Origin of the sequence: Vibrio ziniensis (genome assembly GCF_011064285.1) — a bacterium.
Lineage (GTDB): Bacteria > Pseudomonadota > Gammaproteobacteria > Enterobacterales > Vibrionaceae > Vibrio > Vibrio ziniensis.
Genome location: NZ_CP049331.1, coordinates 1,491,810 through 1,504,611, shown reverse-complemented (window position 1 = coordinate 1,504,611; position 12,802 = coordinate 1,491,810). Strand labels below are relative to the sequence as shown.

The window sequence follows — 12,802 nt, the reverse complement described above, 5'->3', positions numbered from 1 at the left end:
TGAGTGAGATTATATTATGTTCAACGCAATTACCTCTTTATTTAAACAGTTACTTGATGGTCAAGATCTAAGTCAGCAAAAACAAAGCCCAAATCTTGCAATCGCCTGTTTATTAAGTGAAGTCGCAGGGGCTGACTACCAAACAGACAGCGAAGAACAAGTAGCCAAACTGCATTTGGTTCAACGTTTATTGGGTCTTGATAAAAATGAAGCACAACTGCTGGTAAATAAAGCGGATGAACAAATTAAACATTCTGCGTCACTGTATGATTTCACATCTCAACTACGTGAGCTTTCACAAGAAACCCGTTTCGAACTGATTAAAGCCATGTGGGAAGTCGCCCACGCTGACGGTGAAATTGACCCGTTAGAAGACGCTGTGATCCGCAAGGCTTCTGAGCTCCTCTACGTTGACCATCACCAGTTTATCCGAGCGAAACTGATGACGATCGACAAATCATCAAAATAGATGTTCCCGCTTTGTTAGAATCGTTATCAGGAAGTGATTTAGACAAACAAAAAGGCACTTTAAGTGCCTTTTTGTTTTTAATGGGCTTGATTAATTACCATCTATAACATGGTCAATGCAAGTTTTGCTAAATTATACGCATCGACATATCCCGAATGCTGGCGGCCTTCCCATTCAATACCTTTACCTTCTTGAGCTGCTCGATGTCCGATACGCTTATCTTTAAGGCGATTTTGAATGCGGTAAATAGTGGCGAGATTGAGGAATTCTCTAAACGGAACTTCAATACCTTTTCCTTGGCACTCTTTAATTAAGATTTGATCATCGTGGCCCCAAGAAGCATAAATCTTATGCGCGCCACCAAAGTTCTTAACCATCGATTTGAGTACTTCAGCCAATGGACGGCCTTGCTTTTCTATTTTTCTCGGAGTGATGCCCGTTAACTCTGCACAAAACAGTGAAATTTCATCTTGCTCAGGTTTCACATAGTACTGAGCTCGTTTCACAATTTCGCCTGCTGATAAATCAATTTCAGCCAGTCCTATTTCAATGATCTCGCCAGTCGTGCCCACTCCGTTTTCATTCCAACAGCACATTTCCAAATCGAAGCAAACAACACGGTTATAGTTCATTGGTAAATCTAGACCCTTTCTTTTAAAACTGAAAATCTAAAACTGAAAAGCCGCTATGTTACCTGAACGAAAATGAAAACTCGACGTTCAAACGCAATTTTGCCCTATATAGCAACTCTAAACTCACATATTCGCTTACTTGTTCTGCTAATGTGTTTAAAAGATAGTCTATTGAACTAGATTAATAGTGAGAAAACCGCTTTTCTGTAAGCCTTAATCCTTGAATATGGTAAGATTCGCCCCTATTTTTTTGCTAACTTTTATCTAATGGTGCAGATGTTTTACTCAACATTATCTGCATTCATTTATCAATAGAGAATTCATCATGAACTTCGATTTAAACGCCATTCCAACCACTTTCGATATGCTTCATGCTGGTCTAGCCGCGTCTAGCGTTCTACTTCTTCTGATTGCCGTATCTCGCAAATCCAAAGTTATTGAGAAGGTGATTGAAAAGCCTGTCGAGAAAATTGTTGAAGTCGAAAAACCTGTTGAGAAAATCGTTGAAGTTGAGAAAGTTGTCGAGGTAGAAAAAATCGTCGAGAAAGTCGTTGAAGTTGAATCGAAACTGGCGACTGCAAATACAGATTCGGCAATGCAGTTACTTTCTTTATTTCAACAGGAAGCTCGTCTGATTGATTTCCTAAAAGAAGACGTTGCAGGCTTTTCTGATGAAGAAGTAGGTGCAGCAGCACGAGTTATTCACGCTGGTGGTCAGAAAGTACTAAAAGAGTATGTGGCTCTATCTCCTGTTCGCAGTGAAGAAGAAGAAACACGCATCACTCTGCAAGAAGGCTTTAACGCTCAACAAGTACGCCTAATTGGTAACGTATCAGGTTCAGCGCCATTTACTGGCACTCTGATTCATAAAGGTTGGAAAGCTGATTCGATGACTCTGCCAAAACTTGCAGAGAACTATGACGCTTCTATCATTGCTCCGGCTGAGGTTGAGCTATAATGGAACAAAACGTAAAATTTAGTATTGGTATTGATTTAGGCACTACTCACAGTGTACTTGCCTATGTAGATACTCAAATAGAAAACCCAATCGTCAATGTCATGGGCATCGCTCAGATGACGGCTCCGGGTACGGTTGAAACACGTGACCAACTGGGATCGTTTTTGTATCAGCCTCATGAACATGAGATGTCTGAGTCTTCAAGACGCTTGCCTTGGACTGATAAACCACCTGCTCTGGTTGGCGCTATTGCGCGTAACCTTGGTGTCAAAACTCCGATTCGTCTTGTCGCTAGTGCGAAATCTTGGTTGTGTCACGGTGGTGTAAATCGCCGTGAAGCATTTCTGCCACAAGGCAGCCCTGAAGATGTGGAAAAAGTTTCACCACTTCGTGCGACTGAGCTGTACTTAGAACACATTAAACAAGCTTGGAATCATGAGCACCCTACTCATCCTATTTCAGAGCAAGATGTGACAATTACAGTACCAGCATCTTTCGATCCTGCAGCACGTGACCTCACAGCAGAAGCGGCACGTAATGTAGGGTTCAACCAACTAACCCTGTTAGAAGAGCCGCAAGCGGCGCTATACAGCTGGATCAACAACAGTGCTGATGCATGGCGCAATGAAGTATCTGTAGGTGAAGTGATTCTGGTGGTCGATATCGGTGGTGGTACTACGGATTTATCCTTGGTGGAAGTAACTGAAGACCAAGGTAATCTATCGCTAAACCGAATTGCGGTTGGAGAGCATATTCTGCTTGGTGGCGACAATATGGATCTTGCACTGGCATACCGCCTAAAAATGAAGCTGGCTCAAGAAGGTAAAGAGTTGCAACCTTGGCAAGTTCAAGCAATGACGCACGCTTGCCGTGATGCAAAAGAAGAACTGCTAAAAGATTCTGAGCTGCAATCTGTACCGATTGTGGTGCCAAGCCGTGGATCTAAATTGCTAGGTGCGACGTTAAAAACGGAACTGACCAAAGAGGAAGTTCAGCAAACGCTGGTAGATGGCTTCTTCCCGCAAGTTGCTATTTCTGACCATCCAATTCAAAAAACGCGCGGCGCGTTAACCCATATGGGTCTGCCTTATGCGCAAGATGCGGGTATTACTCGCCACATTGCCGCTTTCCTGTCAAAACAAGCTGATGCTCAAAGACACGGTGATAACAGCGATTATAGCTATGGTGAGCAAACTATGGCAGGCATACCGGGCATGCCTGCGCCTACTGTCGACTTCATTAAACCAAACGCGATTTTGTTCAATGGCGGCGTGCTTAAATCTGGCCTATTAGCCAATCGCCTGTTTAACACCATTAATGAGTGGTTAAGCAGCGCACAAGCCCCGCAGGCGAAAAGTCTGTCGGGTCTGGATCTTGATCTAGCCGTTGCTAGTGGCGCAGCTTACTACGGCAATGTTCGTCGTGGTCAGGGTGTTCGAATTCGCGGTGGTATCGCGTCAGCCTATTACGTCGGTATCGAAAGTGCTATGCCTGCAATTCCGGGAATGGCGCCTCCTATGGAAGCTTTATGTGTTGCACCATTTGGTATGGAAGAAGGATCTCATGTTGAAGTTCCTAGCCAACAATTTGGTCTAGTCATTGGTCAACCTGTTCATTTCCAGTTCTATGGTTCAACCACTCGTCGCGATGATACTGCCGGTACTCACCTTGACTATTGGGCTCCAGAGGAGTTAGAGGAGTTACCTGAAATTCAAGTAACACTGCCTGTATCTGAAGGTCGCCGTGAAGGTGAAGTCGTTCCTGTCACGCTTGCTTCGCGTGTAACAGAACTTGGTACTCTCTATCTTGAAGCGATTGCAGCAGACAACGGTCAAAAATGGCATGTTGAGTTCGATGTAAGAGAATCCAACGAAGAATCAGAAGATTCACAGTACTAACTATTAAACGGCATCCTTAGCGATGCCGTTTATCTATATTCAAAGTGTCGTTATTAATAACGACTCTAATTAAAGATTAATACTCAAACTACTTGGAGTTGCAGGTATGCGGCAAGTGAGTGAATCCCCATGAGCATAGATAAACTATGGGATTGTGGTGCGAACATAGCCCCTATACCAAAACATAAAGCACTGCTGCTTCAAATAGGAAGAGTATAATGAGGTTTCTCTAAATGGCAGCACCACGTTTTCTTGTCGGGATCGATTTAGGAACCACCAATACGGTGGTTGCATTCTGTGAATTAATGGATGATCTCGAACACGCCGCTGTAGAACTTTTTCCGATCGATCAACTGATTGGCCCTGGTGAAGTTGTCCGTAAACCACTGTTACCGTCATTTCGCTATCATCCAGCTCCGGGACAAATTGCCGCAAGCGATTTAACGCTTCCTTGGGATAACAAACCTGTTGCCGGCGACACCGAGCTTGCCATTATTGGACAATGGGCAAGAGATTTAGGTGCAAAGGTCGAAGGCCGCCAAGTTTCCAGTGCTAAAAGTTGGTTATCTCACCCTTCGGTTGACCGCTCAGAAGCAATTCTTCCTTGGGCAGGCGCTACTGATGTCGAGAAGGTTTCACCGGTGGTCGCAAGTGCTAGTTATCTCAATCATATTCGCCAAGCATGGGACTACCGGCACCCAAGCAATCCATTAGAAACGCAGGAAGTAGTCGTTACCGTTCCCGCTTCATTTGATGAAACCGCACGGAATCTGACTTTAGAGGCGGCGAAACTTGCAGGGTTAAACAACATTATTTTGTTGGAAGAACCTCAGGCTGTTTGCTATGACTGGTATTCTCGACACAAAGATTCGGTAAGTGAACAGCTAGCTGATATCCCTCTGATTCTCGTTTGCGACGTGGGCGGCGGCACAACCGATTTAAGTCTCATTGAAGCAAAATTTGATAACGGTAATTTGGCGCTTAACCGTATTGGCGTAGGTGAGCATTTGATGCTCGGTGGTGACAACCTCGACCTTGCGCTCGCCCATTTAGCGGAAAGCCGATTTAATCAAACTAAAAAACTAACAGCGGCGGGCCTGACGAAACTGATACAGCAGACACGACAAGCAAAAGAAAATTTGCTCTCAAGTAACGCTCCAGAAACCGTTAAAATAACCATGCTTGGCAGTGGTTCCAAGCTGCTTGGTGGAACAAAAAGCGTAAGTTTAACTAAAGAAGAAGTACACCAAATTGCTTTAGATGGTTTCTTCCCTATTTCCGATTTCTCTCAGTTGCCAAATAAACGCCGTAGCGCCATGATGGAATTTGGTCTTCCCTATGTTGCTGACCCCGCTGTAAGTAAACATGTCGCTGAATTCTTGACTCAACATCAGCAAGTCTCAAAAGCCGCGCTAAACGAAAACGAATCTGATAAGCCCTCTATCCCTGTAGGGTTGCTGCTCAACGGTGGGGTATTTAACAGCGATCTGATTATAGAGCGAATGAAGACATTGCTTGGTCACTGGCGTGGCGAGAGTATCACTCAACTTGATAACCCTCATCCTGACTGGTCAGTAGCTCTCGGAGCCGTAGCGTTTGCCAAAGCTCGTCGTGGCGTACAACTTAAAATCGGTGGAGGATCGGCTCGCTCTTACTTCCTTCATTTGCAAGAAAAAAACAATATCGGGAAAGCCCTGTGTCTATTAGCCAAAGGAACTGAAGAAGGTCAAGAAATTCGCTTAAGTAGTCGACGTTTTTCGTTAACGCTAGGTATGCCTGTGCGTTTTAACCTGCTAACGTCAACGCACGATCAAATATCTAACGACACCAGAATACAAAATGGAATGTTGGTTGATATCGACGCGGATAAATTCCAACCATTACCCCCCTACATCACCACGTTACAAGGTGACGAAAGCATTCAACTTCAAGCCAATCAAAAGCAGCGTGAAGAAGTACTTCTCGCCTGTCAACTTACAGAAGTAGGCACACTGAAAATGGAATGTGTATCCTCTAGTGATGAAACTAAACGCTGGTTGATGGAATTTGAAGTTCGTAAAAATAACCAAAGCCAAGCTAATGAAGCGATGGATAAACCGAATCCTAAACTTGAACAAGCAAAAGCATTGGTAATTCAGATTTTCAGTGGCAATAAAAACAGCGCCGACAATAATGCCGTCAAAACATTAAACAAAGATCTAGAAAAATTACTCGGTAAACGTGATGAATGGGACTTTTCGGTTCTTCGCTCTCTATTCGATACGCTGGCTTTAGGCAGAAAGCGTCGCCGCCGATCCGAACAACACGAAAAAAACTGGTTACGTTTGGCAGGTTTTGCACTGCGTCCAGGATTTGGCGACGCCACAGATAGCTGGCGAGTTGAGCAAATTTGGAGCTTATACCAACAAGGTATTCAGTTTCAAAACCATCAGGGCTGGAGTGATTGGTGGGTGTTCTGGCGACGTATCGCTGGTGGCTTAAACCAAGAGCAACAAGAAACGCTGTTAGCGGACATTGCAAAATATTTGCATCCGGGTGCTTCACGTAATCCTAAATCTCATCAAGAAGCACAGGATAAAGGCTACGAAGCCATGGTTCGTCTAGCGGCATCGCTAGAACATTTGGATGTAGAAGATAAAGTTCTATTAGCAACTTGGTTTATTAACAAAGCGTTGAATCAAACCCTGTTTGAGCAGGCCCACTGGTGGGCCGCGGGTCGTCTTCTTTCTAGAACACCGCTTTACGGCAGTGCACATAATGTTGTGTCCCGCGAGCAAGTTCAACAATGGCTACCAAAACTGTTGGATAAAGACTGGGTTAAGGAGCCAATGATCGCGTTTGCCGCTGTAATGATTTGCAGAAAGACCGGCGACAGAACGTTAGACATTTCGGATGACTTCAGAGCTTCTGTACTGGAAAAACTTAAACAAAGCCGAGCACCAGAGACTTGGATCCAATTGGTGGAAAATATTAGCGAGCTAAGTGAAACCGAATCTAAACGCATTTTTGGTGATGCGCTTCCACATGGATTAACACTCATTTCTCACTAAATCGTTCATGAACTGCGTTAGTAAACCGAGCCAAGAAGTTCATCTTTGGGTTCGGTTTACTTTAAAAAGAGATCATGAACGTTAAATGACAAGAAAATGCTTTTTATTTGTTCAATCCTGTATATATTTTCTTTCAATTAGATGAAAAAACGCACTGATTTGGACTCGCATTTGAACTATAAACCGTTGTAGAATGTGCGCCCCAAGGTATAGAGTAGTCTCACTACCTTATCATTCGAAATGGCAATAACTTTCGTACTAATTCTCTGACAGCATTATTCAAAGATTGTGAAAGCTAATGGATAAAGATAAGTTTACTAACGTTTATCGTCTGCCGGGTTCTATTCAGGTTCGTATTGCCAAATGGCAAGCGACATTTCGTGGCACCTCAGATATTGTTTTGCATGAAGCATTAATGGTTCGTAATAAACAATTCCAAAAACCAGATTTTCTTCCTCGAGGCTGGTGTTTAACACCATTTTCAGAAGACGATATTTCTATTACACATCATGGCAAATATATTCAAACGACTATGCTGACCATGATTGATAAGAAAGTGTCGTATAAGCGAGTCTATTTGTCTCGTTTACCACTTGAACAGGCGGAACCAGCTTTACGCCAATACAAAATCGAGTGGATGCACAAGTACAATTACATTGTCAATAAATACAATAAGATAAAGAAAAAAGAACTGATGATTCATGCTTGGGAAGAAGTAGAAACTCTCTACCCATCGATTCCTAAAGAACAATTTGATAAGAGCTTGTGGAATAAACTAGTGACATCTCAATTTGGACCGGAACGTAAATATACCAACCCCTATTTTGTGAAAAAAGCCGATTTTTAATCGTTGTTTTCTGCTTTGTAAAATACCAAACAACCTAAATACATAAGGCCCATGTTATTGCACATGAGCCTTTTTTGTTCACTCGTTATGTCCGTTCAAACATATCTTTGTTTAATGTTGAACACCTGAAGGGTTAGAGCCGAAATCTGATTGTTTATAAATATCGGCAAGCGATTTATTTTTCGTGGCATGACGTTGAGATCTTTTGGGCTCAAATTCTTGCTCGACATGTTTGAGTGTGGCTTCATGTTCTTTAGCCATTTCAATAAACTCAGGGTTAGACATCGCCTCTTGGCGTAGGCGGTTAATGCGTTCTAATGTTTCTAACAACATAAGTTACCTCCTCTAGCACTGTTTATGTATACAGTATAATTGAGGTTACATAATTGTCAACAAAAATACTGGTTATTAACACAGTAATTGTGAATGAGATCTTAGTACAGGATCTTTAACGATCCTAATGCATTCACATTGCAAATATTTGTTTTATAAAGCATTAGTCAATAATCTGGGTGTCTATAAAAATAAGGCACCGTTTTTGAAATAACTTTAAAACCGTATCTTTCTACGATTGGGCGGCTCATTTCAGAAGCATCGATATATAGATACTTTTTGCCAGCTAAAATTGAATCACGAATACGTTGTTTGAGTAACGCTTGATAATGCCCACGCCCACGCTGACTTTGTACAGTGCTTCCCCCCCATATACCAGCAAACGGTGAATGGTCGTTGTTAAAGATCATCCATGCGGAAGAAACTGGCTGGCCTTCATCATAGATAACATAAATACGAATATTGTCAGGGCGAGTTTGTTTGAGATTGAGTAAATGTAAATAATAAGCGCTAAAATCTTCACCCGTTTGGATACGCTTTACTTCTATGGCATCTCTAATCCCACAAGCATCAAACACTTCAATACACTGTTCTTGAAGCTCCGGAAGTACTTCATAAGCATTGAGATCTAACACCATGAATGACTCTTCTTCCTGCTGGTAAAAGCCTTTGTCCAAGAGTATTTGTTCCATATTACTAGGCTCATCGAAGTCATACACTTTCCACTCAAAGTTCTTACCTAAGCGATAGAAATAATCCATTTGTTGTTCAACGACATCAGAGGCATGTGATGCATCTGATTTGAAATAAGCGATAAAGCTTCCATCTACATCCGGTGAAACTACTCTAACAAGTGATTGATCTGAATAGATTTCCCAACCTGGGATCTCAATATGCATTCGTTCATAACAGTTAAACTGAGTCATGATATCCGTTGCGTTCAAAGCATTTCCTCGCAATAGCAAAAGTAATGATCTCGAAGTCAGTGCTCCGATAATTTGCGCGGCATTATCCACTTAGTTTTCAATTAGTGTTAGTAATTTCGATCGTACTACACTTTGTTATTTAAATTTAGTAGCTTAAAACGAGAACACTCTTACAAATGCAACTTATTTGAAGTGAATTTCGGCACATTTCACAGATTATCATCTGACTGAAATAACGAATTGAGAGCCTATTTCCACAAGCATATAGTGTTCAGGTTTTCTCGTCACGTATGCTTGCAATGCTTAATATTCACACAGTTATACTCTTGTTATCGCTTTTCGCCTTGTCCCCTAATAGCTATGCCAATGATAGGTCTGAGTGGGAAAAAGTGGTCAATAAATCTCTAAGTCGAGACCCAGAATCCGTATTGCAGCTTTTAAAAGACAGATATACCTCACTATCGCCAAGCTCTGAAAAACTCTATATTGCTAGCCGTATTCATGAATACATGACTCAACAAGGCCAACATTATTTTGGCGATAAAAGCGTTTCTCAGCTTTCCTATGGCTACGAAGAAAAGCTTTTTTTAGAAGGGCTCAACGAAGAAAAAAATAAGCGCTTTTTAGAAGCCAGAGAGATATACCTAGATCTCTATGCTCGAATGAAACAGCGAAAAGACAGTGATGGTATATTTCTATTCGAATATCACCTTTGCCGATTGTTGAATTCTCAAGGAGACTACTTTCAAAGCCAAAACTACTGCACTCAGCTAGAGTATTTACAAGATATAGATGTAAATCCCCTTATTCCTCGCTATCGTACGCTCAGTATTATCGCCAAAAACCGTGAGAATCTTGGGGACTATAAAGGTGCACTTACAATCTATAAACGGTTGTTAGACGAACTACCTGAAGGCAATAATGCCGCATCCGTATTTAATGATATTGGAATTTTGCTATGCACATTAGGACAGTATCAGCAATCACTAGAGTATCTTTATCGCGCTCTAACATTACATATCGAAAACCATAATGATGTTGGCATAGCATATACCGAACACAGCTTAGGTGAGGTGTATTACCACAAAGGAGAGTTGCATCAAAGTATTGTGCACTTTAACAAATCCCGTTTAATCCATCTTAAACAAAACGATCTTCGCGGGTTAGCTTATGTATATCTTGGAATGGGGAAATCGCACACCGAATTAGGCGCATTTCATGAAGGTGTTAATCAACTTCTTAAAGGACTCGACTATGCAATCCAATATAACGACACAAGCCTAAAAATGGACGTAGTTCTAGCGTTGTCCGATTCTTACGTTCAAAAACAATATTACAGACAGGCGGAATATTACGCCTCGAAAGCGAAGACCCTTGCCGTTGAATCACAGAACACTCGAACTTTAACTCAAGCCTTACGCCAACTGGCGAAAATTGCTGACTTGAACGGTAAATATGAGCTGGCACTCTCCTACTATCGTGAATACGTTACCAATGAAATCACCATGCGTGATCGCGAGCACTTCAAAGCTATGGAAGCACTTGACCAATCAACATCGTCTTTCGAACAAAAATTATTACGCACGGAATTGCTTACGCAAAATGAACAACTACACACCGATATCGAATACATGAAACAACAACGCCGCTGTTTTCTTTTCCTGATAGTAGCACTGTTGTTGGTCATTGCGCATCTTATTCACAAGGCAGCACACACAAAAAATAATCAACAAATGGACTGTTTGACTAATGCTCTTCATCGCACAGTTTTCATCAAAAAATTTAACAGTATTGGTAAGTCCCTAACTTCAGAAACTAGAAACGTGGTGATCCTTTTTGACATAGACAATCTCAAACTGATTAACGACAGATACGGTTTTGAAATTGGCAACCAAGCATTAAGATCTATTTCAACCACTATTGAAAAGAAGCTGAACAAACAAGATTTCTGGGGGCGCTTAGGCGGCGATGAATTCATCGTTGTATTAAGGAACGTAGAACAGTACGAAGTACAGCAAAGTGTAGAAACTTTACATAAGGCACTTACCTCAGAACCTTATTCCTACAAAACAAATGATACAGAAAGTAAAAAGCCGCTGTATATATCTGCTAGCTTTGCCTTCGTGGCTACGGCTTCACAAATCAGCGACTTCAATCAACTCTATGCCGTTTTAGATCAAGCACTTTACAAGACCAAAGAACAAGGCCAAAACTGTATATTTAATGCTTGCAGTGACACTATGAATTGTTCTTTTGCTTTAAAGAGTCAATAATCGCCGCACGATTGTCTAAATAATCATTTAATCCTGCTTTACGCAGATGACAAGCAGGGCAATCGCCACAACCGCTTCCAATAACACCGTTATAGCAAGTCAACGTTTCATTACGCACGAGATCTAACGATTCATATTGATCGGCGAGAGCCCACGTTTCGGCTTTGTTTAACCACATAAGCGGTGTACGAATTTCCAGTTCGCGATCCATACCTTTAACGAGAGCACTGTTCATCGACTTGATGAACTCATCACGGCAATCTGGATAACCCGAAAAATCGGTTTCACACACACCTGTAATGACGGTTTGAGCACCAATTTGATATGCGTAGATACCAGCGAGAGTTAAAAAGAGTATGTTGCGACCCGGAACGAATGAATTCGGCAGTCCATTCTCCTGAAGCTCATGAGATACAGGGATATCATCACGAGTCAGGGAACTGATCGCCAACTCATTGAGCAGACCAACATCCAAAACTTTGTGCGCAGTTACGCCAAGCTTTTTACTCAATGCTTGAGCCACTTGAATTTCGAGCTTGTGGCGCTGTCCATAATCGAACGTAATCGCATGAACTTCATCAAAATCTTTCAGCGCTTGAACTAAACATGTTGTTGAGTCCTGACCACCACTAAATACCACAACCGCTTTTTTCATGGGTAATTCCTTTAGGCAATACTAAGATACTTGTGAGTTTGAATGGATAGACGCCAATTTCGCGCCACACACGTATCGATACACAATTGAGTCGCTCGAGGCTTCTGGCTAATAGGCTGCAACGCAATAACAGTTGAACTAGGTACGTTGGCAGATTGCAGCAATTGATCCAAATTCTCGATGTCTTTGTCGGTAGCCACAGGATGCTTGATCTCGTTAGCACGCAACAAAGCCGAATGAATAACGGATAGCTTACCTTTCATTGCCACTTTTGGTGACACTGTCACCCAGGTGTCTTTGGATGCTTGCACTTCAAAGGTACCACTCGTTTCGATCTGGCATCTGCAACCAATCGCTTCAAACGCCTGCGTCAGAGGAACCAAATCATAAATACAAGGTTCACCGCCTGTAATAACAATGTGCTTCGCGGTATAGCCCTGTGATTGATACATAGCAATGACCTGCTCAGCACTTGCGGAACACCACTTGGGAGAATCACCTGTTTTGACAATAATCTGCTCAAAAGACTGTTGGTCTTTCGCTTCGGCTTCCCATGTCTGCTTAGTATCGCACCACGCACAACCGACCGGACATTCTTGTAAACGAACGAAGACAGCAGGAACGCCAGTAAACACGCCCTCTCCCTGTATCGTTTCAAACATTTCATTAACTTTGTACAAAGTAAGTTGCCTAATTCAATTTTTCCGAAAAATCGCAGCCGCAGACCTTAATAGATGGTCTCCTTGAGGTCAATTTAAACC

The 12,802-nt window shown here is 42.2% G+C and carries 11 protein-coding genes; 6 read left to right on the top strand and 5 right to left on the bottom strand.

Features of this window, described 5'->3' with window-relative positions; translation table 11 throughout:
- Nucleotides 1–16: 16 nt before the first annotated feature.
- Entirely contained in the window at nucleotides 17–469 is a 453-nt protein-coding gene (locus G5S32_RS06830) for a tellurite resistance TerB family protein (RefSeq protein WP_165311306.1), read from the top strand.
- Between the two features lie 101 nt (nucleotides 470–570).
- On the opposite strand, the gene G5S32_RS06825 is transcribed toward G5S32_RS06830, so the two are convergent.
- Nucleotides 571–1,101 (bottom strand): 3'-5' exonuclease, encoded by a 531-nt coding sequence (locus G5S32_RS06825; protein WP_165311305.1) that lies wholly within the window; start codon nucleotides 1,099–1,101, stop codon nucleotides 571–573.
- Nucleotides 1,102–1,426: 325 nt separating this feature from the next.
- Between G5S32_RS06825 and G5S32_RS06820 the strand changes: the two genes are divergently transcribed.
- The 4 genes from G5S32_RS06820 to G5S32_RS06805 all read left to right on the top strand — a co-directional run bounded on the left by G5S32_RS06820 (nucleotide 1,427) and on the right by G5S32_RS06805 (nucleotide 7,854).
- On the top strand, nucleotides 1,427–2,059 hold the full coding sequence (locus tag G5S32_RS06820) for a DUF2760 domain-containing protein (RefSeq protein ID WP_165311304.1): 633 nt from the start codon (nucleotides 1,427–1,429) through the stop codon (nucleotides 2,057–2,059).
- Nucleotides 2,059–3,957: an Hsp70 family protein gene (locus G5S32_RS06815; RefSeq protein ID WP_165311303.1), complete on the top strand. Its 1,899-nt coding sequence runs from the start codon at nucleotides 2,059–2,061 to the stop codon at nucleotides 3,955–3,957. The genes G5S32_RS06820 and G5S32_RS06815 overlap by 1 nt, the downstream gene beginning before the upstream one ends.
- 233 nt (nucleotides 3,958–4,190) lie before the next feature.
- A complete protein-coding gene (locus G5S32_RS06810; protein ID WP_165311302.1) occupies nucleotides 4,191–7,007 on the top strand; it encodes an Hsp70 family protein in 2,817 nt (938 codons plus the stop codon).
- Between the two features lie 298 nt (nucleotides 7,008–7,305).
- Nucleotides 7,306–7,854, top strand: a complete 549-nt coding sequence (locus tag G5S32_RS06805; protein ID WP_165311301.1) for an MSHA operon transcriptional regulator — start codon at nucleotides 7,306–7,308, stop codon at nucleotides 7,852–7,854.
- Between the two features lie 111 nt (nucleotides 7,855–7,965).
- Here G5S32_RS06805 and G5S32_RS06800 read toward each other — a convergent pair whose 3' ends face one another.
- A complete protein-coding gene (locus tag G5S32_RS06800) occupies nucleotides 7,966–8,187 on the bottom strand; it encodes a hypothetical protein (protein ID WP_165311300.1) in 222 nt (73 codons plus the stop codon).
- 167 nt (nucleotides 8,188–8,354) lie between these two features.
- Nucleotides 8,355–9,131 (bottom strand): GNAT family N-acetyltransferase, encoded by a 777-nt coding sequence (locus G5S32_RS06795; RefSeq protein WP_246201068.1) that lies wholly within the window; start codon nucleotides 9,129–9,131, stop codon nucleotides 8,355–8,357.
- A 272-nt stretch (nucleotides 9,132–9,403) separates the two neighbouring features.
- Here G5S32_RS06795 and G5S32_RS06790 point away from each other — a divergent pair, with 272 nt between their 5' ends.
- Nucleotides 9,404–11,386: a GGDEF domain-containing protein gene (locus tag G5S32_RS06790; RefSeq protein ID WP_165311299.1), complete on the top strand. Its 1,983-nt coding sequence runs from the start codon at nucleotides 9,404–9,406 to the stop codon at nucleotides 11,384–11,386.
- Here the strand turns inward: G5S32_RS06790 and queC are convergent.
- Entirely contained in the window at nucleotides 11,352–12,041 is a 690-nt protein-coding gene (queC, locus tag G5S32_RS06785) for a 7-cyano-7-deazaguanine synthase QueC (protein ID WP_165311298.1), read from the bottom strand. The two genes, G5S32_RS06790 and queC, sit on opposite strands and share 35 nt — an antisense overlap.
- An 11-nt stretch (nucleotides 12,042–12,052) precedes the next feature.
- Entirely contained in the window at nucleotides 12,053–12,721 is a 669-nt protein-coding gene (gene queE / locus G5S32_RS06780; protein ID WP_207621613.1) for a 7-carboxy-7-deazaguanine synthase QueE, read from the bottom strand.
- Between the last annotated feature and the right edge of the window lie 81 nt (nucleotides 12,722–12,802).